24 protein-coding genes are annotated in these 23,654 nt (G+C 64.4%); 14 read left to right on the forward strand and 10 right to left on the reverse strand.

The genetic code is table 11. The features are described from left to right. Positions 1 to 427 precede the first annotated feature (427 nt). Positions 428 to 1,540 carry a type IV pilus assembly protein FimV gene (locus AC1RBA_RS15860; protein ID WP_492419016.1) on the reverse strand — a complete coding sequence of 371 codons (1,113 nt, stop codon included), beginning with the start codon at positions 1,538 to 1,540 and terminating at the stop codon, positions 428 to 430. Between the two features lie 172 nt (positions 1,541 to 1,712). Here AC1RBA_RS15860 and fumC point away from each other — a divergent pair, with 172 nt between their 5' ends. The 3 genes from fumC to AC1RBA_RS15875 all read left to right on the forward strand — a co-directional run bounded on the left by fumC (position 1,713) and on the right by AC1RBA_RS15875 (position 3,834). Further along, positions 1,713 to 3,107, forward strand: a complete 1,395-nt coding sequence (fumC, locus tag AC1RBA_RS15865; protein WP_070221825.1) for a class II fumarate hydratase — start codon at positions 1,713 to 1,715, stop codon at positions 3,105 to 3,107. Between the two features lie 95 nt (positions 3,108 to 3,202). After that, positions 3,203 to 3,424: an RNA-binding S4 domain-containing protein gene (locus AC1RBA_RS15870; RefSeq protein ID WP_035825476.1), complete on the forward strand. Its 222-nt coding sequence runs from the start codon at positions 3,203 to 3,205 to the stop codon at positions 3,422 to 3,424. A gap of 125 nt (positions 3,425 to 3,549) precedes the next feature. Continuing rightward, on the forward strand, positions 3,550 to 3,834 hold the full coding sequence (locus tag AC1RBA_RS15875; protein WP_070221826.1) for a hypothetical protein: 285 nt from the start codon (positions 3,550 to 3,552) through the stop codon (positions 3,832 to 3,834). A 4-nt stretch (positions 3,835 to 3,838) separates the two neighbouring features. Here AC1RBA_RS15875 and bufB read toward each other — a convergent pair whose 3' ends face one another. The 8 genes from bufB to AC1RBA_RS15915 form a co-directional block, all read right to left on the reverse strand. After that, entirely contained in the window at positions 3,839 to 5,464 is a 1,626-nt protein-coding gene (gene bufB / locus AC1RBA_RS15880) for an MNIO family bufferin maturase (RefSeq protein WP_492419018.1), read from the reverse strand. A 17-nt stretch (positions 5,465 to 5,481) separates the two neighbouring features. Next, complete coding sequence (locus tag AC1RBA_RS15885; protein ID WP_492419020.1) at positions 5,482 to 5,784, reverse strand: BufA1 family periplasmic bufferin-type metallophore; 303 nt, start codon at positions 5,782 to 5,784, stop codon at positions 5,482 to 5,484. A 233-nt stretch (positions 5,785 to 6,017) separates the two neighbouring features. After that, on the reverse strand, positions 6,018 to 6,218 hold the full coding sequence (locus tag AC1RBA_RS15890; protein WP_034781856.1) for a YjfB family protein: 201 nt from the start codon (positions 6,216 to 6,218) through the stop codon (positions 6,018 to 6,020). Positions 6,219 to 6,275: 57 nt separating this feature from the next. Continuing rightward, positions 6,276 to 6,800, reverse strand: a complete 525-nt coding sequence (gene mobB, locus AC1RBA_RS15895) for a molybdopterin-guanine dinucleotide biosynthesis protein B (protein ID WP_492419022.1) — start codon at positions 6,798 to 6,800, stop codon at positions 6,276 to 6,278. A gap of 94 nt (positions 6,801 to 6,894) precedes the next feature. Beyond that, complete coding sequence (locus AC1RBA_RS15900; protein WP_492419024.1) at positions 6,895 to 8,403, reverse strand: alkaline phosphatase family protein; 1,509 nt, start codon at positions 8,401 to 8,403, stop codon at positions 6,895 to 6,897. 100 nt (positions 8,404 to 8,503) lie between these two features. Continuing rightward, on the reverse strand, positions 8,504 to 9,214 hold the full coding sequence (locus AC1RBA_RS15905; RefSeq protein ID WP_492419026.1) for a general secretion pathway protein GspB: 711 nt from the start codon (positions 9,212 to 9,214) through the stop codon (positions 8,504 to 8,506). Positions 9,215 to 9,216: 2 nt separating this feature from the next. After that, positions 9,217 to 10,848: an ExeA family protein gene (locus tag AC1RBA_RS15910; protein WP_492419028.1), complete on the reverse strand. Its 1,632-nt coding sequence runs from the start codon at positions 10,846 to 10,848 to the stop codon at positions 9,217 to 9,219. 51 nt (positions 10,849 to 10,899) lie between these two features. Next, a complete protein-coding gene (locus tag AC1RBA_RS15915; RefSeq protein ID WP_070313696.1) occupies positions 10,900 to 11,424 on the reverse strand; it encodes a hypothetical protein in 525 nt (174 codons plus the stop codon). A 417-nt stretch (positions 11,425 to 11,841) separates the two neighbouring features. Between AC1RBA_RS15915 and AC1RBA_RS15920 the strand changes: the two genes are divergently transcribed. Continuing rightward, entirely contained in the window at positions 11,842 to 12,120 is a 279-nt protein-coding gene (locus AC1RBA_RS15920; RefSeq protein WP_141750096.1) for a hypothetical protein, read from the forward strand. Between the two features lie 51 nt (positions 12,121 to 12,171). Here AC1RBA_RS15920 and AC1RBA_RS15925 read toward each other — a convergent pair whose 3' ends face one another. Continuing rightward, complete coding sequence (locus AC1RBA_RS15925; RefSeq protein WP_034759823.1) at positions 12,172 to 12,459, reverse strand: hypothetical protein; 288 nt, start codon at positions 12,457 to 12,459, stop codon at positions 12,172 to 12,174. A 348-nt stretch (positions 12,460 to 12,807) separates the two neighbouring features. Between AC1RBA_RS15925 and AC1RBA_RS15930 the strand changes: the two genes are divergently transcribed. The 10 genes from AC1RBA_RS15930 to AC1RBA_RS15975 all read left to right on the forward strand — a co-directional run bounded on the left by AC1RBA_RS15930 (position 12,808) and on the right by AC1RBA_RS15975 (position 23,562). Continuing rightward, entirely contained in the window at positions 12,808 to 13,680 is an 873-nt protein-coding gene (locus tag AC1RBA_RS15930; RefSeq protein ID WP_492419031.1) for a glucosamine kinase nucleotide-binding domain-containing protein, read from the forward strand. 2 nt (positions 13,681 to 13,682) lie between these two features. Continuing rightward, positions 13,683 to 14,417 carry a GntR family transcriptional regulator gene (locus AC1RBA_RS15935; protein ID WP_099410621.1) on the forward strand — a complete coding sequence of 245 codons (735 nt, stop codon included), beginning with the start codon at positions 13,683 to 13,685 and terminating at the stop codon, positions 14,415 to 14,417. Beyond that, a complete protein-coding gene (gene nagA / locus AC1RBA_RS15940; RefSeq protein ID WP_070221836.1) occupies positions 14,414 to 15,526 on the forward strand; it encodes an N-acetylglucosamine-6-phosphate deacetylase in 1,113 nt (370 codons plus the stop codon). The genes AC1RBA_RS15935 and nagA overlap by 4 nt, the downstream gene beginning before the upstream one ends. Further along, on the forward strand, positions 15,516 to 16,529 hold the full coding sequence (locus AC1RBA_RS15945; protein ID WP_070221837.1) for an SIS domain-containing protein: 1,014 nt from the start codon (positions 15,516 to 15,518) through the stop codon (positions 16,527 to 16,529). The genes nagA and AC1RBA_RS15945 overlap by 11 nt, the downstream gene beginning before the upstream one ends. 88 nt (positions 16,530 to 16,617) lie before the next feature. Then, positions 16,618 to 17,874 (forward strand): ABC transporter substrate-binding protein, encoded by a 1,257-nt coding sequence (locus AC1RBA_RS15950; RefSeq protein WP_492419033.1) that lies wholly within the window; start codon positions 16,618 to 16,620, stop codon positions 17,872 to 17,874. A gap of 7 nt (positions 17,875 to 17,881) precedes the next feature. Then, complete coding sequence (locus AC1RBA_RS15955; protein WP_070221839.1) at positions 17,882 to 18,751, forward strand: carbohydrate ABC transporter permease; 870 nt, start codon at positions 17,882 to 17,884, stop codon at positions 18,749 to 18,751. Positions 18,752 to 18,764: 13 nt separating this feature from the next. Beyond that, a complete protein-coding gene (locus AC1RBA_RS15960; RefSeq protein ID WP_492419035.1) occupies positions 18,765 to 19,601 on the forward strand; it encodes a carbohydrate ABC transporter permease in 837 nt (278 codons plus the stop codon). A gap of 26 nt (positions 19,602 to 19,627) precedes the next feature. Next, positions 19,628 to 20,950 carry an MFS transporter gene (locus tag AC1RBA_RS15965; RefSeq protein ID WP_492405159.1) on the forward strand — a complete coding sequence of 441 codons (1,323 nt, stop codon included), beginning with the start codon at positions 19,628 to 19,630 and terminating at the stop codon, positions 20,948 to 20,950. A gap of 14 nt (positions 20,951 to 20,964) precedes the next feature. Then, entirely contained in the window at positions 20,965 to 22,098 is a 1,134-nt protein-coding gene (locus tag AC1RBA_RS15970) for an ABC transporter ATP-binding protein (RefSeq protein WP_492419037.1), read from the forward strand. A gap of 159 nt (positions 22,099 to 22,257) precedes the next feature. Further along, on the forward strand, positions 22,258 to 23,562 hold the full coding sequence (locus AC1RBA_RS15975) for a tetratricopeptide repeat protein (RefSeq protein ID WP_492419039.1): 1,305 nt from the start codon (positions 22,258 to 22,260) through the stop codon (positions 23,560 to 23,562). The last annotated feature ends 92 nt before the right edge of the window (positions 23,563 to 23,654 follow it).

The following is a 23,654-nucleotide window of genomic DNA, read 5'->3' on the forward strand; positions in this document are numbered from 1 at the left end:
TTGCCGCGCCAGAAACGACAAAAGCACCCGCGGGTGCTTTTTTTACGTCTATCACCCTGGCAGCGAGCGCGCCATCTGCGGCGCTCAAAACGGCAAGGCGGGGGAATTTGGAAGGCGAGCCCCAGGTATCTCCTGGCGTCGCCTCGCTGCCGGTTGCATCCGGCGTTCGCGAGCACATCGTCGGCATCGCGAACCGCTTCCAGACCCAGGCGTTTATGCAACGCTACACCTGGTTTGCCGCGCCACACTATCGTTGGTGACTGCGCCAGGCTGGGGCTGTTTTGTCGTAGAGCAAGTCCACTGAATTCATCATAGCACCATCTTTAAGAAACAGGCAACGTGCTTGGCAAGCGTTTCCATGTATTTTTTCAATATCTTTTTTTATATCAAATTGTGGGCGGCCTTGCGGCAGCGCCTTGCGGCAGCATTAACGCGAGAACGGCTCCGGTTCCGGTTCGGCCGTCGCCCCTTCTTCCACCGCCTCCGTCAAGACGGGCACATCCTTCTTCCTGCGGCCGAACGGCTTGCGCAGCAAGACCCAGTATTTCGACGGCGCGCCCGGCCCCGCCGCTTGCCTGCGCTTGCGCACGATGTACACGATGAGCGCCGTCAGCAGCAGGAAGACCAGGGTGCCGATACCGAGCCACAGCATGCCGCCCGATTTCTTTTCCTTGTCGGCAGCCGGCGCCGCGTGCAGGGGTTTCGGTTTGGCATGGGGCGCTTCCGCCACGGCCGGCGCGGCGGCGGGCGGCACGGCGGCTGCAGGCAGGGCCAGCGCCTTTTGCAAGACGCCGATCTTGCCTTCCAGTTCGCCCAGCTTTTCAGTCAGGGCCGTATTTTTCTCGTCCAGCCCCACGCACGCTGCCGCCTGCCCCGTCTCCGCCTGCGGCGCGCAGGCGGCCACGGGCGCTGCGGCGCGGCGCGGCAGCGCGGGGGCGGCCAGTTTGGGTGCGGCGGGCGGCGGCACGAACACGCGCGCCGGACGCACGAGGCCCTCGGCCCGCGCGCGGGCCGCCAGCGCGGCGGCGTCGGGCGACGGCGCGACGGATACGGCGCGTGGCAACGGCACAGGCGTGGAGACCGGCGCGGGCAACGGAATAGCTGGCCGGACTGGCGCACTGGCGGGTACGGCGGCGGGCGGCGCCGGCGTCAGCCACAAGGTGCCCAGGCGCACGACGGCGCCACTGCCATTGCCCAGCAATAAATACAGGTGCACATGCCCCGCCTGGATCGCTTGCCGCGTGGCCACGCGCACATAATGGCGTCCACCGCGCTCAAACGGACTGATCGTCAAGGTTTGCAGGGCAGGATCCATGCCGATGCCGCCACCGCGGTACACATCGGGCGAAGCCAGGCGCACGGTCACGCCATTGGCCTCCTCGGGCGCCAGGGCCGTCAGTTCGAGCTCGGCCAGCAAAGGCTGGCCCACGTGCGACAGGACGGCCATGTCGCCCAGTTCGGCCGCCATGACGGGCGGCAAGGCCAGGCTGGCGGCGGCGCACGCGATCAAAGACCAACGGGGAAGGATGCTGCTCTGCATGGACTGATCGCTTTGATAACAGGATAAATAATGGGGGCTCGCCTGTCTTTAACGGCAGGAAATCGCAAAAATATAGATGGGCCAGGGCAAAAATGATGCAATACAGCATCATCCTGTGCCTTTTTGACGTCTGGAGTACACTCGATCCACCTCCATCGATGAAAGGGATGCCATGAGTAGCAGAATCGAACGCGACAGTTTCGGCCCGATCGACGTACCCGCCGACCGGCTGTGGGGAGCGCAAACGCAGCGCTCGCTCGAGCATTTCCATATCTCCACGGAAAAGATGCCACCCGAACTGATCGCCGCCCTGGCCACCGTCAAGCGCGCGGCCGCCCACGTCAACCTGGACCTGGGATTACTGGATGGCAAGAAAGCCATCGCCATCACGCAGGCGGCCGACGAAGTGCTGGCTGGCAAGCATGACGCAGAATTCCCGCTGGCCGTCTGGCAAACGGGGTCCGGCACGCAAAGCAATATGAACATGAACGAAGTGCTGGCCAACCGCGGTTCCGAGCTGATCGGCGGCTTGCGCGGCGCCGAGCGCCTGCTGCACCCGAACGACGACGTCAACCTGGGCCAGTCCTCGAACGACATTTTCCCCACCGCCATCCACGTGGCGGCCGCGCTGGCCGTCGCCAACACGGTCTTGCCGCCGCTGCGCCAGCTGCGCGCCACCCTGGACGCGAAAGCCACGGAATTTGCCGACATCGTCAAGATCGGCCGCACCCATTTGCAGGACGCGACGCCGCTGACCCTGGGCCAGGAATTTTCCGGCTACGTGGCGCAGCTGGACTTTGCCGAGCACATCATCACGGCAGCGTTGCCGCCGCTGCTGCAGCTGGCCGCTGGCGGCACGGCCGTGGGCACCGGATTGAATGCCCATGTGGAATTTGCCGGCCGCATCGCCGCCGAACTGGCGCGCCTGACGGGCCAGCCGTTCGAAACGGCCAGCAACAAGTTTGCCGCCCTGGCCGCCCACGATGCCTTGGTCGCCGCCCATGGCGCTTTCAAAACCCTGGCCACGGCCCTGATGAAAATCGCCAACGACGTGCGCTGGATGGCGTCCGGCCCCCGCTCCGGCCTCGGCGAAATCACGATCCCCGAAAACGAGCCGGGCAGCTCCATCATGCCGGGCAAGGTCAATCCCACCCAGTGCGAAGCACTGACCATGCTGTGCTGCCAGGTCTTCGGCAACGATGTGGCCATCACGGTGGGCGGCGCCTCGGGCAATTTCGAGTTGAACGTCTTTAAGCCCTTGATTGCACACAACTTCCTGCAAAGCGCGCGCCTGCTCGGCGACGGCATGCGCAGCTTCGACGAGCATTGCGCGCACGGCATCGCGCCGAACCGCGCACGCATCGCCGAACTGATGGAACGCTCCTTGATGCTGGTCACGGCGCTGGCGCCGCACATCGGCTATGACAAGGCGGCGCAAATCGCCAAGCAAGCCCAGCACGAAGGCACGACCTTGAAGGAAGCGGCGCTGGCCCTGGGCTTTGTGACGGAAGAGCAATTCGGCGCATGGATCGTGCCACTGGAGATGACGCGGCCCAACAAAAGCTGACTTACACCCTGCATTGCTGGCGGCTTCAGGTAAACTATGGATTAGTTGAGGTCGTCATCAAGTGTTGAAAACACATCATTGCAATAAGGGATACAATGCAAAAAGTAAGCTTTGATTTAACATCCGAGTTCGTCGAGCTGAACCAGCTGCTGAAGCTGGTCGGCCTGTGCGACAGCGGTGGCGCAGGCAAGGTCATGGTCGATAGCGGTGTGGTGAAGGTCGATGGCAAGAAGGAATTGCGCAAGACCGCCAAGATCCGCGCCGGCCAGGTCGTCAGCGTGGGCGATATCCGTATCACGGTCGTCGCTCCCGTTTGATGCCGGCATGGGGCGCGAAAGCGGCCCCATGCGTACAGCCAGCACTCCTGCCAGCCCGGCTGCCCAAGTCAAGCTGCGACACGTCGTTATTGTCAGATAAATATCGATTGCGGAAGGGGAGCGCCATGGACCATCCCGAACAAGGTACGCGCAGCCAGGAACGCCTGATCGGCGACTTGCGCCAGGTAATAGAAAACGCGGAAGAATTACTGCGTAACACAGACAAATACACCAGCAGCCTGTACCAGAGCGCGCGCGCCAGGCTGCAACTGGCCCTCGTCGCGGCCACGGCCGAACTGGCCCGCTTTGAAGAAGAGCAAGTCACGCGCATGATGGACGCCACCCTGGCCGCGAATGCCCTGTACCGCGATCAGACGGGCGAAGCGCGCCTGCTGCGCGCCTTCGAATAAACCGTCACGCTGCCAGGACCGCATGCGCCAGCCACTGGCGCAGGTGCGCGGCCAAGTCGAAGGCCCGGTCCAGCTCGAACGCCGCATCGAGCGCGGCCCCAAACGTTTGCCCCTGCTGCAGGGCTTGCAAGGCGGCATGCGCAGCCGCATCGAGCACCAGCAACTGCGCTTTCCAGCGCGGCCGGCAGACCAGCGCCCAGCTCGCCACCTGCAGATCTTGCGGAAACATCCCCGAACCGTCTTCCTCCTGATGCGCCTGCCACAAGGCCGCCACCTGCCAGTCGGACGCGAGCAAGGTGCAAGCGGGATGCAAGGTAAAACGCCGCATTTCCAGCTGATCGGGATGCAGGGCGGCCAGCGACTCGGGCGCCAGCGCTTGCGCATCGGCCGCGTAATGGGCCAGGTGCAAGGCCCATTCCAGGCGTGCCATGTCCGGCAGGTAGGGCAATGCGGCCACGGGCGGGAAAGCCGCCAGAAAATCGGCGAAACGGGCGCTAAACTGGTTCAAATCGGCGCTATCGGATGGCATCTGGCGGCCATACGCACGCGCCAGGCCGCCAAAGAAATCCTCGCCCACCAGCGCCAGCACGACGGGATAGGCGTGGCCCAGGGTACGGCGCCAGGTGGCGCTCAAGTTGCCGCGGTACAGCGCGAAACGCTGCGGCACCGCCTCGCCCGCGAACGATGGCAATGTTGCCTCGGTATCGAGCAAGGCTATGGCAAATGCCTGCTGGCCAGCGGCCAGCGCGTCAAGCGACGCGGGTAGCGGCGCGGACGGCGGCGACGCTGCCTGCCATGATGGCGTTTGCGGCGCATGGCGCGCCAGCATGGCTTGCGCCTTGTCCGCTTCGCCCAACAGGATATCGAGCGGCGGCAAATCCGTGTCCCATTCGACGAGGGTGGGAATGGCGCCAAAGCGTTGCAAGGCGGCCGCATATAGCTCCCAGACGGGATCGGCCACGGCGGCGCCATGGTGGTCGATCACGGCGTGCGGCGTCAGCAGATGGCCGCCCAGGTGCAGTTCCCCCACGCTGCCAGGCGCGATGGCTTGCATCGCAAGCATGGCGTCCTCGCCGTGGTTGCACTGGTTCACATACAGGTTATTGATATCGAGCAGCAGCCCGCAACCGCTGCGGCGCGCCAGTTCCGCCAGGAATTGCGCCTCGCTCATGGCATCGTCGGCAAAACGCAGGCAAGTGGAGACATTCTCCAGCAAGATCGGCCTTTTCAGCACATCCTGCACCCTCCCCACTCTTGCACACAGTAAATCGAGGGCGGCGCCATTCAAGGCCAGCGGCAACAGATCATTGAGTTGCTGCTGTGCCACGGCGCCCCAGCACAAGTGCTCCGACACGAGGGCTGGCTCGATGCGCTCGACCACGGCGCGCACGCGCTGCAAATGACTCTCGGAAAAGCCGCGCGCGGATCCCAGGCCGAGGCCCACCCCATGCAGGCTGATGGGGTAATCCTGACGCAGAGTCTGCAGCACATGGTTATCCCAGCCCGACGGCTGCAGATAATTTTCAGTGTGCACTTCCAGCCAGCCGACCTGGGGCCGGCGCGCCAGAAAGTCGCGGTAGTGCGCGGCGCGCAGGCCGACGCCGGCAAGCGCCTGGATGGGCGGCGGCATGGGCAGGCGGCGGACGTTTACGGCTGCGTGGCCGGCTTTGCCGTCTTGCCGGCCTTGATGGGCTTGACGGAACCGCCCGCCTGTTCGCACGTCCCCTTGGCGACATATGTCCATTCCGTGGGCAGGTTGTCCGCCTCCGCCTGGCCCGCGCAGGAATGCGCGCCGTCGGACGAAGCGCAATCGTTCTGCCCGGCCTTGGCCACGCCATAGCATTTTTCCTTGTCGCCTGGGGCGGGGCCATCGTGGGCGGCCGCATTGACGGAAGTACCGGCACAGAGGCCCGCGAGGGCGGCGGCGATGAGAGCTTGACGTTTGTTCATGGGGATTCCTCTTGCATGGGTCAAAGTAAAGTGGGCACGCCCCGGGCTGCACGATGGACAACGCGAGGTGGTGGACGTCATTCTACTGAATCGGCCGGATCATGGCGAACGGAGACGGGAGAAAGGCGAAAAGGACGGCGAAACGACAGACAAAAACGCCCACGCACCACCGTCGATGACGGTGGTATGGGCGTATCTATGGCGAGCGCCGGACTGGCGCCGCGGGACCGCGCTCAGGCTGTCGTGTTGATGCGGTTACCGAGATGAGCCGGCAGACTTGGCGCCGATTGTACCGGCGGCAACGCTGCCAGCAAGGCGGTGGCGGTCGAGCTTTGGATATCCTGAGCTTTTTTCAGGACAGTCAAGCCAACGGCTTGCCGCGTGCCTGTCTCCGCCATCGTGGTTGACAGTTGAGCAATGCTTCCGACGTCCATACGTTTCTCCAATGAGGTTCTACTCTTGTTAACGGATGCCGCCGGCAAACCTTTAGCTTATTTTTCCAGCCTGTGCAGCAACCAGGCCAGCACGTGCTCGCGGGCATTCAAGTCCAGCCATTGCACGCCCTCGCGCAAGTCGGCCGGCGCCGGACTGTCGGAGGCGACGGCGATCACATGCGGGTCATGCGGATACAGGGGCGCCTGCCCTACTTCCGGACGGAACACTTCCAGCTTGGGAATGGGGTCCGTCTTGAAACCCTCGACCAGGGTCAGGTCTGCCGGCCCCATGCGGGCCAATTGCTGCGCCAGGCTCGGCTCGGGAGCCCCGCGCAGCTCATGCACGATGGCAAAACGATACGGCGACGCCACCAGCACCTCCGCCGCCCCCGCCATGCGCAGGCGGGCGCTGTCTTTTTGCGGCGGTTCCAGCGCCAGGTCATGGTGGCTGTGCTTGACCAGGTTGACGCGCAAGCCGCGCGCCGCCAGTTCCTTCACCACAAATTCCAGCAGGGTCGTCTTGCCGCTGCCGGAACGGCCGATCACACCGAGTACCGGGTGTGGGGACATCGCATCGTGCATGGTCACTCCTTGATTGAGAAGGAATGATTATACGCAGCCCCACGGGCGCGACCGCCGGCGCAGACCCGGCGCATCGTGCAGCTCTTCACCCAAGTCACGCGACTCCAGGTTTTTCGCCATTCCCGTCGGCAAGAGGCGCCGGCTTGCCGCCCTGCCGACGGCGCCGGCCCGACGACTTCGGCGCTGCCGCGCCCGCCGTTTTACCCGCAGCTTTGCCCGCTGTTTTGCCCGCTGCTTTGCCCGCTGCTTTGCCATTTAGCGCATGTGCATTCCTGGCCGTGCGCGCCAATTGCCGGTGGGCGGCGATCGCGCCCGCCTCGGCATCGGACTGGAAGGGGACGGCGGCAGCGGAGGCCAGCTCGCCGTCAGGCTGGCAAGCGGGCGTCGGCGGGGCGAAATCCTGCGCCCGCACATCGGCCTCCCAGGCGGCGCGCTGCGCCACTACGGCGGCGGGCACGGCGGGCGCCACGCGGCCTTGCGCCAGGGTCAGCACGGCACCCAGGCCGCTGGCGGCCGCCACGCGCGCGCCCATCTGGGGCAAGCTGCCATCGGCGGCGCGGCAAAAACGCTGCAGGATGGTTTTGATGATCGACGTGTGATCGTATACCTCGTGGCTGACGCTGCCCGGCGCGATCAGCGGCGACACCAGCAGCATGGGCACGCGTACGCCGTACTGGCGAAACGCAGGGTCGTCGTCGATGGCGGGGCCAGGCGGCACATGGTCGAAAAAGCCGCCGTGCTCGTCATAACTGAGGATCAGCAAGGTGCGCGCCCAGGCGGGGCCGCGCGACAGGGCCTGGTAGACCTGCGCCACCAGCGCCTGACCGGCGCGGATATCGGTCGGCGGGTGGTCGTCGTTTTCAAAGAAATGCGGATCGATCCAGCTGACCGAGGGCAAGGCGCCCGCCAGCGCATCGCCGATGAAGCCATAGCGGCGCGCGCTCGATCCGAACGGTTCGTACAGCTCGGACGAACGGTAATGGTCGTCCGTCAGCGCCAGGCTCCAGGGCTTCCAGGCGGAATAAAATTTCCAGCTGACCTGGGCGCGGTCGAGGTGGCGCACGAAGGATTTGTTCGTGTACAGGGGCACGCGCTTGCTGTCGCGGCTGCCGGCCGCCTTGCCGCTGACCGCATACAGGCGGTTGGGCCAGGTCGCGCCAGGAACGGAGCTGTAGCAGCGGTCGCAGACGCAGAACTGCTGTGCCAGGAAATCGTACATGGGCAGGTCGGCCCCATTGTAATAGCCCATTACCAGGTCGATGTCGGGGTCGCCCGGATGCGTTTGCGCATAGTCGTCGACAAAGCCGCCATTATTTTTTTGCAATTGCTGCGCCACCGACGTGCCCGTATGCGACGGGTCTTGCTGCGGGCCAAAGGCCGTGCGCCGCAAATGGTGCACGGGATAACTGACACCCGCATGCACGTTGGCATGGCTGGCCTGCAAGCCATCGATATCGGCGCGCCCGCCTTCGAGGCTCAGGTAGCCGAGCATGTGATCAAAGGAACGGTTTTCCATCATCAGCACGACGATATGGTCGATGCGCGCCAGGTTACCCAGGCCATGCGCATCAAAAGCACCCTCACCAGCTGCGGCAGCAATCATCGGAACTCCCCGGCCGCGCACACGGTCGCAGCGACCCTGGTTCGACCAGGCCAGGCCAGTATGGTTCAGCTATGGGGGCCCGGCCTTGATGTACAACAACTCAATACGGCACGCGGTAGCGGTAACCCTTGAAACTGAAGATGGCCGCTTTCGGCTGCAATTTTTCCAGCACCAGGCCGGGCGCCAGTTCCTCGCCTTCATGGCGCAGGACCTTGTCGATCAGCAACAGGCGGTCCGCCGGATTCTTCGAATAGATATAGCCGCCGATGGCGACCGGGGGGATTTGCCGCTGTATCGGCTCGGGCAGGTCGCGCATGCCGGGCACGGCATCTTCGGCTGCCGGCGGCGGCACGGCCGGAGCCGGAGCCGGGACGACGGGAAGCGCCTGGCCTGGCGTTTCCTGCTTCGGTTCCGCCACAGGCCTGGCATGGTGCACGGGTGCGGCCGTGGCCGCTGGCGGCACGGGCGTGACTTGCGTGACGGGGGCCGGCGCGGATACAGGGACAGGTACAGGGACAGGTACAGGGACTGCCGGCGGGACGATTGCCGGCAGCGGCGCGGGCACAGCCTGGGCCAGCACGGCAGGAGCGGCCGCAGGTGCAGCCGTGCCTGCCTGCCAGGGCTGCCAGAACAGCAGGGCGGCGGCCACGGCCACCGTCACGCCGCCCAGCGCCAGCCAGACGGGCGCGCGCCGCCCAGCGCCGGACGCGGCCGTATCGTGCAGCTGCACTTGCGGTGCGTGGATCGAGGGCAATTCGCCCAGTTGGCGCTCGGCCTGCGATTTTTTCAGTGCTTCAAGTATGTAGGACATCTTTATTTCCCCGCCACCATCGCCGTCGCAGCGGGCGCCGCCACGGCAGGAGCCGCGCTGCTCAGGCGCGGCTCCGCATTGTCACCCAGCTGCATCAGGCGTATATACGTTTTCGGGCCCGCCAGGCCATCGGCCCGCAGGCTCTGGCTTTGCTGGAAAGCGCGCAGCTGGCCTTGCATCTCGGCATCGAGCGGCAGATTGGCGGCCGGCGCCGGCAAGCCCCGCTGTTGCGCCAGCCGCTGCGCCAGCCAATCCACGTCGGCGCCGCGCGCGCCCAGCGGGACTTCGTCGCGCCAGCTGCGCGGAGCGCGCCAGAAGGTCGTGAAGCTGCCATCGCTGCGCTGCGCCAGCTGAGCCAGCGGCAGGCTTTGCTGTTTGCCATCAAGCATCAAGGTGGCGGTATCATCGTGCAGACGCGTCAACAGCGCCAGCTGTTCCGTGCCACCCGCATCGCGCAAAGCCAGCATGGCGGGACGGTCCAGCACGCGCAACTCGGCGATGCCGCCCCGGCTGTGCAGGCAGCGCAGGCCGGCGCGGGCGCCCGCCTGGCAGGCGTCGCCGGCCGGCAACTGCTCGCCCCACAGGCTGGCCAGGTGGCGCAGCACGGCGTTGCGGTCCGGCACGCTGGCGGTCGCGGGCGCGGGAACAGGTGCAGCAGCGGGCACCGCCGGCGCCACCGCGACGGGTGCTTTCGCCACGGCCACTGTGGCAGGCGCGTGCGGCATGAAATGCCAGGCCAGCGCGGCCGTGAACAGCGCACCAGCCAGCACGCCAGCGGCCACGTGCGGCCAGCGCAAGCCCCGGCCGGCAGCCGGCTTGCCCTCTTCCGCAAAGACTTCCTCGGCGGCACGGCGCAATATCTGGCGCGTCACCTGCGGCTGGTTTTCCACGTAGGCGCCCAGCAGCGCGCGGTCGCACAGCAGGTTGATGCGGCGCGGCACGCCGTGGCTCATGGCGTGAATGTGCGCCATCAAACGGGGCGCGAACGGCGTCTGCGCAGTGCTGCCCGCCACGGCCAGGCGGTGGCGGACATAGCTGGCCGTCTCGTCCTCCGTCAGCGAGCCGAGGTGATAACGGGCGATCACGCGCTGCGCCAGCTGCTCCAGCTCTGGCCGGGCCAGCATGGCGCGCAATTCCGGCTGGCCGATCAGGATGATCTGCAGCAGCTTGCGCTCGCTCGTCTCCAGATTGGTCAGCAAACGCAACTGCTCCAGCACGGCGGCGGACAGGTTTTGCGCTTCATCGATGATCAGCACATTGTTCTTGCCCTGCGCATGGCTGGCCAGCAGGTGCGCATTGATGGCGTCGACATAGCCTTTCACGCTGGCCACGCCGGGCGCCACGGCGATGCGGAATTCCTCGCAGATCGACAGCAGCAATTCCTCGACGGACAGTTTCGGATTGAAGATATACGCGAGCTGGCAGTTTTCCGGAATCTGCTCCATGAAGCAGCGGCACACGGTGGTCTTGCCGGCGCCGATTTCGCCCGTCAGCAGCACGAAGCCGCCGCCGCTGCCCACGCCATACAGCAAATGCGCCAGCGCTTCGCGGTGGCGTTCGCTCATGAACAGGTAGCGCGGATCGGGCGCGATCGAAAACGGCGATTGCTTGAGCTGGAAATAATGCGTGTACATGGAGACCCTGCGGATGAAACAATCAAAATGCGCGGCGGCAAGCCGAGACCCTCAGCGGGTGCGGGCGGGCGGCAACGGCTTGTATTTGGCGCAATAGACTTTCGCCTTGCTACGGAAGTAGACGATTTTACTGCCAGGCATTGAACCACGGACAGGAAAGGCAGAATTGTCGAGTTTATTGAAGCGCAGGCCCGAGGCGCCGCGGATGGCCGGCTCCAGCTTTTCCGGCGTCGCGTCCGCCACCACGCCCATGAAGACGAGGGGACTGGTGTCGTCGCTGACGATCACGTCGGTAATCGGCGCGCCCCACAAGGTGGCGTCCGTGCGGAACCAGTAAGCGCCCCCTTCATGCTTGTAGGCGGGGCCGAAGGCCGTCAGCAAATACGCATAAAAAGCTTTGTTGTCGATCTGGTCGATGCACAGCACGGCATTGCCCACCACCTGCCCGAACGTGGACGGCGCCGGCTTTTGCTGCGCCAGCACGCCGGACACGGGCAGGCCAACGGCCAGCAGGGCGAACGCCGCCAGCAGGGCCGGCGCACGCCACGGGCGCGTCAATGAACGGCGCACGCGCATGATCAGCGCTTGCGCTCTTCTTTCTTGACCTTCTTGGCTTCCTTCTTTTCCTTCATGGTCTTGGCCGGTTCTTTCTTGGCTTCTTTCTTGCTGTCCTGTGCCTTGCTCATCATCTACTCCATGCCTGGGCGGAAATGCCTGGGCCATTATGACACTCCCCCATGAAAATGCCACGTCATTTCCCCTATGCAACAGACAGACCGCACCCGGCAAGCACAGGCAGCGCATGCACTTATTTGCAAAAAGACGTTTGCATTTTTGTTTTATTATGTTTTAATACACGAAATTTATAAATAGATATCATTCCGGTGCACTATAAGCAACGCCGGAAAGCATACAAACTGGGGACAGGACATGGGCCGGCATACGGCGGGACCATGTGTAATCGATTGACAGCCCTCGGCGGAAATAAAGAATATGATGAGAACAATGATCTTGCTGGGCGCGGCCCTGTCGCTCTGGGCCGCTGGAAGCACGCATGCGGCGGGCACGGCGCCGGTTCAGAAGGCCAGCTACCAGGCGGCACCCGCCACCCTGGCCACGCGCCTGGCCAGTTTCCAGTCGCAAGACGCCAGCCTGCGCGCCCCCGCTTCGCATGAGCCGGGCACACATTCGCTGCTGCTGGTTACCATCGTGCTGCTGAGCCTGCGCATGCGCGCCAGAGCCACCACGAGCAGCGAAAAATTCAGTAACTGACGTGAAAACGGCCGCGCAAGGCGGCCGTTCCAGTCACACGTCAGCGTACGATCAGTGCAGGCACAGACGGCGGCGCGTCTTTTCGATCAGCGCCGCATCGTAGGGATACAGGTTCTCGATAAAGAACAATTCCGTTTCCGCCTCATCTTCCAGGCACATTTCGATCATGACCGGGCCATCGCTTTCGCGGCCCAGGAAATCCTTCGGCCAGCGGTTCTTGCGGTGCGTGCGCATCATTTCCATGCCCAGCGCGGCCAGCGGCGCCGACACACCGGCGGCCAGCGCCTCTTGCTGCCAGTCGTCCCAGTACTCGCTCTTTGCTGCCTTGTCGTTCATCATGCTCTTCCAACTCAGGTGTAAAAGCCGGACTTTACTCTTCATGGCGCCCCTTGCCAAGCATGCATGCAAGCAATACCGCATCGCCAACAACAGACCAGTTGGAAAAAATTGGCATTAAACAAGGCCAATTTCAATACCATTCACGAAACACAAAAACTCCTTTATTAACAATCGCTTGCAATCACACCCTCGGGCATGGCGCGTCATCGCGCAACGCATTTGTTAATACCACTTAAATACCTGTTGACAAGCCATCGGGGCGACAATATAGTGCCTTCAGCTTTTTCGCCGCCCGACAAATAAAAGAACCGAGACAGGCGCACTCAACCAAATGCGGGACTGCACAACATGATCGAATACATAATCGGCGTCGACGGCGGGGGAAGCGGTACCCGCGTACGCCTGGCGCGCCTCGACGGCCAGGAACTGGCACAGGGTCAAAGCGGCCCATCCGGCCTGGGACTGGGCATCGAACGGGCGTGGACCTCCGTGGCGCATGCCGTCACCCTGGCCTTCCGCGCGGCCGGCCTGGAACAACCCTCCTTGCAGCGCATGGCCATCGGCCTGGGCCTGGCCGGCGTGCACAACAAGCAGTGGGCCGCCAGCTTCGTCGAACACAATCCCGGCTATGCCTTTGTGGCACTCGAATCGGATGCCCTGACCACACTGCTGGGCGCGCATGCGGGCCAGCCGGGCGCCATCGTTGCCATCGGCACCGGCAGCGTGGGCGAAGTGCTGCACGCGGACGGCAGCCGCCATGAAGTGGGCGGCTGGGGATTCCCTTCCGGCGACGAAGCGGGTGGCGCCTGGATCGGCATGCGCGCCATCAACCATGCGCAGCAAGTGGTCGACGGCCGCGTGCCCGGCAGCGCCTTCGCCACGGCCGTCATCGACGCCTGCGGCGGCCAGCGCGACGCCATGCAAGTGTGGCTGGCCGCCGCCAGCCAGACCAATTTCGCGCAACTGGCGCGCCTGGTGCTCGAACACGCGGCCAGCAATGCCGTGGCGCGCAGCATCCTGACCGACGCGGGCCAGCAGATCGCCCTCATCGCCAGGGCGCTCGATCCGGCCGGCGCCTTGCCCGTGGCACTGTGCGGCGGCCTGGCGGCGCCCTTGTCGAGCTACCTGCCGGCGGAACTGTTGCAACTGGTCGTGCCGGCACAGGGCGACTCGGCCGCAGGCGGTCTGCGCCTGATACGCAAGCACTTGCAGGAGCAATGACCATGCTGGCCAAACTGTCCGCCTTCAAACCGAATCCCGCCAGCGACACGCCGCTCTACATGCAATTGGCGAACATGCTGTCGGACGGCATCGCCAGCGGCGACTGGCGCGCCAACCAGGCCTTGCCTTCCGAGCGCGTGCTATCGGAAATCCTCGAAATTTCGCGCGTCACGGCGCGCAAGGCCATCGACATGCTGTGCGACCGGGGCATGCTGACGCGCAAGCGCGGCTCGGGCACCTACATCACGCCCAAGCTGGAACAGCCGCTGTCGCGCCTGACGAGCTTTTCGGAAGAATTGCGCCAGCGGGGCTTCACGGCCGGCTCGCGCTGGCTGCAGCGCGACATCGGCTCGGCCGCGCCGCTGGAACTGCTGTCGCTGGGACTGTCGCCGCACATGCCGGTGGCGCGTTTGCGCCGCCTGCGCACGGCCGACGAAGTGGTGATGGCGATCGAGACGACCACCATCCCCGCGCTGTACATGCCGGACCCGCAGCAGGTGACCGATTCGCTGTACGGCTACCTGGAGTCGCGCGGCACCATCCCGATGCGCGCGCTGCAGCATATCCGCGCCGTCAACGCCACGGCGGAACAGGCCAAGCTGGCCAATATCAAGACGGGTGAAGCCATGCTGCACATCACCCGTGTCAGTTATCTCGACAACGGCGCAGCGGTGGAACTGACCCACTCGTATTGCCGCAGTGATTATTATGAATTCGTAGCGGAGTCGCGCAGATGAGCAGCACTATCAAAGGCAATATCCTTACCCCCGGCGGCTGGATCCACGGCGCCATCGCCTTCGGCGAAAAAGTCGACAGCATCACCGGCGATTCCGTCCACCCGTCGGGCAACAGCGACGACTATATTCTGCCCGGCTTCATCGACCTGCACGTGCACGGCGGCGCCGGCAAGGACATCATGGAAGGCGGCGAAGCCGTCTACACCATCGCGGCCATCCATGCGCGCCACGGCACCACCAGCCTGCTGGCGACCACCATGACGGCGCCGCCGGAAGACATCGACATGGCCTTGACGGCCATCGGCATCGCCGCCAGGCACCGCCGCCCGAACACGGCGCGCGTGCTGGGCGCCCACCTGGAAGGCCCGTACATCAATTCCGGCAAGCTCGGGGCGCAGCCGAACTACGCGCGCGCCGCCACGCTGGCGGAAATCGAGCGCCTGCAAACCCTGGCCAAGCTGCGCGTCATCACCGTGGCGCCGGAAATCGCCGGCCACCTGGAGCTGGTGCGCGCCCTGGCCGACGCCGGCGTGCGCGTGCAGATCGGCCACACGCTGGGCTCCTATGAAGACGGCGTGGCCGCGCTGGAACACGGCGCCATGGGTTTTACGCACCTGTTCAACGCCATGAGCGGCCTGCATCACCGCGAGCCGGGCATGGTCGGCGCCGCCCTGGCGCACGCCGAATACGCGGAACTGATCCCCGACCTGCTGCACGTGCATCCGGGCGCCATCAAGGTGGCCCTGCGCGCTATCCCGCGCCTGTACTGCGTCACCGATTCGACCGCCGCCACCGGCATGCCGGACGGCGAATACATGCTGGGCCGCCACGCCGTGCAGAAATGCATGGGCGGCGTGCGCCTGCCCGACGGCACGCTGGCGGGCAGCACCCTGACCCTGGACCAGGCGCTGCGCAACCTGGTGGGACTGGGACTGGACCTGGCCGACGCATCCAAGCGCGTGTCGACCAACGCCGCCGATTATCTGGGCCTGGAAGAACGCGGCCGGCTGGCCCCCGGCACTTACGCCGATCTGGTGGTACTCGATCGCGATCTCAAACTCAAAGCTGTGTATATAGAAGGAGAAATCTGTGACCTCAATGATGCTTAAAGAAGCCGTTTCCGCCGCCGAATGCGTCGCCCTGCAACTGGCCAGCGACACGGAACGCTACGCGGAACTGGGCCGCAAATTGAGGAGCACCTCGTTCTCGACCGCGCTGACCATCGCGCGCGGCAGCTCGGACCACGCCTGCAATTACGTCGCCTACCTGATCATGGCGCGCCTGGGCCGAGTCGTGGCATCCCTGCCGATGTCGCTCGTGACCCTGAACAAATCGCCGCTGGTGACGCGCGATACCCTGGCCATCTCGATCTCGCAATCGGGCCAGAGCCCGGACGTGGTCGAACCGATCCGCTACTTCCGCGATGGCGGCGCCACCACCGTGGCCCTCGTCAACGACATCGATTCGCCGCTGGCGCACGCCGCCGAATGGGCCATGCCCCTGCGCGCCGGCAAGGAACAAAGCGTCGCCGCCACCAAGAGCTTCATCACCAGCCTGGTCGCCGGTGCGCGCATGGTGGCCCAGTGGCAGAACGATCCCGAGCTGCTGGGAGGGCTGGAAGCGCTGCCCGAAGCGCTGCTCGAAGCGACCCGCGTCGACTGGTCGCCCGCCATCGACGTGCTGGCGCCGGCCCGCAACATCATGGTCGTCGGACGCGGCATCAGCTTCCCCGTGGCGCTGGAGTCGGCCCTGAAATTCAAGGAAACCTCGGCCCTGCAGGCCGAAGCCTTCAGCGGCGCCGAAATCAAGCACGGCCCGATGGCACTGATCGAAGACGGCTACCCGCTGCTGATTTTCGCCACACGCGGCCCGACCCAGGCCGGCCTGCTGCAGCTGGCCACGGAAATGCGCGGCCGCGGCGCCAAGGTCTTGCTGGCGGCACCCGCCGACGTGGCCGAACGCGACCTGACGCTGCCCGTGGCGGCCACGCCCGATCTCGACCCGATCGTCGCCATCCAGTCCTTCTACGTGATGGCGGCAAAACTGTCGGCCGCGCGCGGCATGGACCCGGATGCGCCGCGTCACTTGAGCAAGGTAACAAAAACAAACTAAGCAATACCCAACCCGAAAGCGAAGACTGGGGTCGGACCCTGAGGGTCCGACCCCGGCACTTGCGGGGCCACTGGCAGGGATAATAATAATGATCAAGAGACTGTTGGCAGTGTTTGCCTGCGCGGGCCTGCTCGCGCCGCAGGCATGGGCTGCCGAGAAAATCGAATTCTGGACCTTCAGCATGAAGCCCAAGTTCACGCCGTATTTCAATGCGGTGGTGGCGCGCTATGAGGCGCAGAATCCCGGTGTCAAAATCGAATGGATCGACTTCCCGTGGGACGTCATCCAGACCAAGCTGGTCACGCGCATCGTGGCCGGCACGCCGCCCGCGCTGGTCAGCCTGAACGTGCCCTGGGCCGACGAATTTGCGCGCGACGGCTTGCTCACACCCGTCGATGGCCTGATCAAGGAAGCGCGCGCCAGCTACATTCCCAGCGCCCTGGACGACCTGCGCTTCAAGGGCCGCACCTACGGTTTTCCCATGTACAGCAATGTCGCGGTGATCGCCTTCAATACCGCCATTTTCAAGCAGGCCGGGCTCACGCGCGGCCCCGCCAGCCTCGATGAACAACTGGCGTTCGCGCGCCAGATCGCGCAACGCACGGGCAAGGCCGGCATCGCCCCTGCCCTCTCGAAGATCGACGGCCTGTTCATGCAACAGGGCCTGGCCGTCATCACGGACAACCGCGCCGTCTTCAATTCGCCGCAGCACGTGGCGCTGGTGCAGAAACTGGCCGACACCTACAAGGTGGGCGGCCTGTTGAAGGAAAGCCTGTTCGCCGAAGACAATTTTCCCGCCGTGATCGACGCCTACAAGGGCGGCCGCCTGGGCATGCTGCTGGCGCCGCCCACGGCCATGCAGCGCATCCGCGGCGACGCGAAAGATATCTACGCCATCACCGACGTGGCGCCTGCGCCGCTGGGTCCCACCGGCATCGCTGACGGCGGCTGGCTGGTGCACTTCGCCATCCCGAAAGGCGTGCCGGCGCGCCAGCTGCCCTCGGTGGGCAAGTTCGCGCGCTTCCTGACGAACGACGAAAACCAGCTGGCCTTCGCGCGCCAGGCCAGCGTCTTCCCCACCACCGTCAAGGCGGCGGCCGACCCGTTTTTTCTGTCCACGCCGCAAAACGCGGGCGCGGCCGAAAAAGCGGTGGCCGCCGGCGCCCTGTCGATGGGCCACTCGCGCACGCTGTACGTAGCCGGCATCGACGACTACGACGAGCTGCGCCGCTCGCTGGTGAAGGCCGTCGAGGCGGGCGTGACGGGCAAGCAGGACGTGAAGCAGGCGCTGGACCAGGCCGTCGCCATCTGGAACCGCAAGCTGGCCACCCTGCCGCGCCACTGAGGACACCATGAAACTCGCCCACCGCCATACCGTGCAAGCCTGGCTGTTCCTCGCCCCGGCCCTGCTGCTGCTGGCCGCCTTTTCCTTCTGGCCCGTCGGCTACGGCTCCGTGCTGGCCTTCACCGACTACAGCCTGATACGCGAGACGCGCTTCGTCGGCCTCGATAACTTCCGCTACATCTTCAACAACGAGATGTTCGTCTCGGGCCTGAAGAATTCGCTGATGTTTTTGCTGATGGTGCCCTTCGTGCAGGTGGGCGCCATCACGCTGGCCGTGCTGGTGAACAACCGCCTGCCCGGCATCCGTTTGTTCCGCGCCGCCTTCTACGTGCCCGTGGTGACCACCGTGTCCGTCGTCGGCATCATGTGGGGCTTCATGTTCCACGAACAGGGGGCGCTCAATTACGTGATGATGACGTTAAAACTGGTGAACGCGCCCGTGGGCTGGCTGACGAACGACAGCCTGGCCCTGTTTGCCGTGATGTTCGTCACCCTGTGGCGCGGCCTGGGCTGGTACATGGTGATGTACCTGGCGGCCCTGCAATCGATTCCGTCGGACATGCAGGAAGCGGCCATGCTCGACGGCGCCAGCCGCTGGCAGCGCTTCTGGAAGATCACCGTGCCGATGCTGCGCCCGACCATCATGCTGTGCTCCATCCTGTCCGTGCTGGCGGCCCTGAAGGCGTACCAGGAAGTCGACGTGCTGACCCAGGGCGGCCCGATGAATTCCACTTTCACGGCGCTGTATTACGCGTATGACCAGGGCTTGAAGCACTTGAAACTGCCGCGCGCGCTGGCGGCCAGCTTCGTCGTCTCGCTGTTTTGCATCGCCATCGCCCTGCTGTGCCTGCGCTATCTGAAACCGAAGCACCGCTGACAGGGCAATGACCATGACAACCCGTTCCCGCCCCCTGAAAAAGCGCCTGCACATACTGGGCCACTATGCCGTGCTGTGCGCGATCGCCCTCGTCTGCGTCTTCCCGTTCTGGTGGACCCTGGTGACGGCCATTTCCACGCAAGGCAATATCTTCGCCTTCCCGCCCACCTTCTGGCCGCAGGCGCCGTCTTTGGACAACTTCATCGAAGTGTTCAATGCGATTCCCATCTGGTCGTTCTTCAAGAACTCCGTGCTGATCGCCGTGTTTACCGTGTTCTGGAAACTGCTGCTGTGTTCACTGGCCGCGTATCCGCTGGCGCGCCTGAAATTCCGTGGCCGCAAACTGGTGTTCGGCCTGATCCTGGCCACCCTGGTGCTGCCGTCCGAGGTCAACTTCCTCGTCAACTTCATCACCATCACGCAAATGAGCCTGGTCGACACCTACACGGGCGTGATCCTGCCCAACGTGGTGACGGCCGTGGCCATCTTGCTGCTCAAGCAGGCGTTCGAGGAAGTGCCGCAAGACCTGATCGACGCGGCGAGGGTCGATGGCGCGTCCGAGTGGGTCATCTTCAGCCGCATCATGCTGCCCCTGATTACGCCATGGCTGGCCACCGTCGGCATCCTGACGGCCGTCGAATCGTGGAACGAGTACATCTGGCCTTCCATCGTCATGAGCAAGCCCGATGAATTCCCCCTGTCGGTGGGCGTGCTGTACTTGCGCGGCACCTTCGGCAGCAGCACGCGCGTGATCGCGGCCGGCACCTTGATCACCATCGTGCCGACCCTGCTCGCCTTCCTGTTTACCCAACGCTTCTTCATGCGCGGCATGGACGGCGCAGTCAAATGAAAACATCTCTCGATAAGGAAGCCTCCATGCACGACAAGCGCACCAACATTGGCAAACGCAGCCCGATTTCCTGGGTGCCGACCTTGTACTTCGCCCAGGGCTTGCCGTTCTACGCCGTGGCCCTGGTGGCCGGCCTGATGTTCAAGAGCATGGGCGTGCCGAACGACCAGATCGCCCGCTGGACTGGCCTGATCGGCTTTGCCTGGGTCTTCAAGTCGCTGTGGAGCCCCTTCCTGGAACTGGCGTCGAGCAAGAAGACCATGGTGGTGCTGTTCCAGTTCCTCGGCGGCCTGAGCCTGGGCCTGATCGCGCTGGCGCTGCAGACGCCGATGTGGTTTGCCGCCTGCATCGCCGTGCTGTTCGTCGCCGCGCTGGCCTCGTCCACGCACGACATCGTCTGCGACGGCCTGTATATCGCCAGCCTGTCGGACAAGCAGCAGGCGGCCTACGCGGGCTGGCAAGGCGCCTTCTTCAACGCGGGCAAATTCATCTCGCTGGGCGGCCTGGTGATCCTGGCCGGCTACCTGGAGAAAAAAATCGGCATCCAGCCCGCCTGGTCGGTCATCTTCCTGATCATCGGCGCCATGATGCTGTCGCTGGCAGCCTATCACCTGTGGGCGCTGCCGCAGGTGCGCAACGCGGCCGTGGCCGACAAGAGCGTGGCCGGCATCAGCCGCACCTTGTGGGACGTGCTGGTGGATTTCCTGAAAAAGCCCGGCATCTGGGGCATGATCGCCTTCATCATCCTGTTCCGCGCGGGCGAGGCGCAAGTGCAGACCATCGGCCCGCTGTTCCTGCGCGAAGCGCGCGAGCTTGGCGGCCTGGGCCTGTCGACGACGGAAGTGGGCGCCGTGTACGGCACGGCCGGCACCGTGGCCTTTTTGCTGGGCAGCATAGGCGGCGGCTACTTCACGTCGTGGCTGGGCCTCAAGCGCGCCATGTTTTTCCTGATCCTGGCAATGAACTTGCCGAACCTGGTGTTCTACTACCTGAGCCACAGCATGCCGACCGACCTGACCCTGATCACGGCCGCGCTCAGCGTGGAAATGTTCGGCTATGGCTTCGGCTTCGTCGGCCTGATCCTGTTCATGATGCAGGTGGTTTCTGTCGGCAAGTACCAGACGGCCCACTATGCGTTCGCCACCGGCGTGATGCAGCTGGGCTTCGTGCTGTTCAAGATGATCAGCGGCGACATCCAGACGGCGCTCGGCTACAAGACCTTTTTCCTGTGGGTGCTGGTGTCGGCCGTGCCCGTATTGATCCTGTCGCGCTTCATGCGCATCGGCCCGAAGGATACCTCCGACCCGTCTGACGCCGGCGCCACGTCCGCGCCGGCCAGCGCCAGCTAGGAATCGCACAACCCATGGCACACATCGTTTTAAAGAACATCGTCAAGCTGTACGACGACAAGCACCCCGTCATCCACGGCATCGACCTCGATATCCGCGACGGTGAATTCGTCGTCTTCGTGGGGCCGTCCGGCTGCGGCAAATCGACCCTGCTGCGCATGATCGCCGGGCTGGAAGACATCACGGACGGCGAGCTGCATATCGGCGGCCAGCTGGCCAACGATATCGCGCCGGCCGAGCGGGGCCTGGCCATGGTCTTCCAGAGCTACGCCCTGTATCCGCACATGACGGTGTACGAGAACATGGCCTTCGCCCTCTCCCTGGCCGGACATAAAAAGGCCGAGGTGCGCGCCGCCGTCGAGCGCGCGGCCGACATCCTGCAGATCACGCCACTGTTGAAACGCAAGCCGAAGGACCTGTCGGGCGGCCAGCGCCAGCGCGTGGCCATCGGCCGCGCCATCGTGCGCAAGCCCAAGGTATTCCTGTTCGACGAACCGCTGTCGAACCTCGATGCCTCGCTGCGCGTGCAGATGCGCGTGGAAATTTCGCGCCTGCACCAGGAATTGAAGACGACCATGATCTACGTCACGCACGACCAGGTCGAAGCCATGACCCTGGGCGAGCGCATCGTCGTCTTCAACGGCGGGCGCATCGAGCAGGTGGGCAGTCCGCACGAGTTGTATAACAATCCCGGCAACCTGTTCGTCGCCGGCTTCCTCGGCGCGCCGAAGATGAACTTCATCGCCTGCGAGGCCGTCGCCTGCGGCCCCGGCTCGGTGGCCGTGCGCCTGCCTGGCGGCGCCGTGATCGACATCGAGGCGCAAGGTGACGCTGTGGCGCCGGGCAACCAGCTGACCCTGGGCGTGCGGGCCGAGCATGTCAGTCTGCAGGACGGGGCAATGGCGAACAGCAACGTCGTCGACGCCACCGTCAGCCATGTCGAATACCTGGGCGACGTGGCCATCGTTTACGCCAGCATGCAGGGCGTGACCGAGATGCTGGCCGTCAAGCTGCCGGCCGAGGAAGGCTTGCGCCAGGCGGGCGACGCCATGCGCCTGCATCTGCCGCCGCAGCGCTGCCTGCTGTTCGATGCCAAAGGGCAAGCCTTGGCGCGCACGTTTGGCGCTCCAGCCCAGCCGTTTATGTGACAATAGCCGTTGTTTACCATGCTGCCGCCCTTTGACTTGTGCGGTCAGGATGGCAGAATACGTGTTTTTTTAGATTCCCTGCCCCCGGCAAATGCCGCCGCACCCTGTTGCGGCAACCAGTACCGGAGCGTATTTTTGTTATTGATTGAAGGATAACCCATGTCCCAATTCCGTCTTGCCCGTCTTAGCTTGCTCCTGGCCGCCATCGGCCTCAATGTCCTGCCAGCCCTGTCGCACGCGCAGGATGCCAAGCCAGCCGCCGCCGCTGCCGCGCCAGCCGATTCGGTACGTCCCGAAGTGTTCAAGCTGCTCGATCCGGTTGCCGTGAAGGCATCGATGGATGCGAAAAACTACGCCGACGTACAAAGCCGCATCGACCAGGCTGCCGCCATTCCCGCCCTGACGCCGTATGAAACGTTCGTGCTGAACCGCCTGCGCGTGGCGCTGGCGTCGACCACCAACAATGCACCGATGGCCATGACGGCGCTGGAAGCGGTCATCGAATCAGGCAAGCTGGACAAGAAAGCCCAGGGCGACTTCATCCAGGCGCTGGCCAACTACCACTACAACGCCAAGGATTATCCGAACGCCATCAAGTGGTTCACCCGTTACCAAACGGAAACAGGCGACGTGACCACCATGCGCCCGTACATCATCCGCGCCTACTACTTCAGCAATGATTTCGCGCGCGCGAAACAGGAACTGATGGCCGACCTGACGGCCAAGCAGCAAGCGGGCAAGACGCCGACCATCGAAGAATTGCAATTGCTGGCCAACACGGGTTCGAAAAGCAAGGACCCGGCCACCTACCTGGTCGCCATGGAAAACCTGGTGCGCTACTACCCGTCGGATGACTACTGGAGCGATCTGCTGAGCCGCACGCAAGGCAAGGCCGGCTATTCCGACCGCTTCGCGCTCGACGTGCTGCGCCTGCAATTCAAGGCCGTGGGCACCATGCCGCCGCAAGATTACAGCGACATGGCTGAAATCGCCCTGCAGAACGCCTTCCCGACGGAAGCGAAAAAAGTGCTGGACGCCGGCTTTGCCAAAGGCGTACTGGGCACGGGAGCAAATGCCGCCAAGCACAAGAAACTGCGCGACCAGGCCAACAAGGCTGCCGCCGACGATGCGAAGAACATCGCCAGCGGCGAAGCGTCGGCCATGAAGAGCAAGGATGGCACGGGCTTGATCAACCTCGGCTACGCCTTCGTGACGATGGACCAGTTCGACAAAGGTATCGACCTGATCCAGAAAGGCATCGCCAAGGGCGGCCTGAAGCGTCCTGAAGACGCCAAGCTGCGCCTCGGTTATTCCTACGCCATGGCTGGCAAGAAAGATGACGCCATCAAGGTCCTGGAAACGGTCAAGGGCGGCGACGGCGTGGGCGATCTGGCCCGCTACTGGATCCTGTGGCTGAACCGTCCTGCCACGGCAGCGGCGGTACCGGCAGCAGCGGCACAGTAATTCCTGTTCCCGCCAGCATGCGCAAGGCAGTTCCCGGCTCACGCCGGGGCTGCTTTTTTTTCGACCTTTTTTCATTCACACCCATGCCGCCA

The sequence above is a fragment of the Janthinobacterium sp. GW823-FHT03B06 genome, assembly GCF_058796955.1.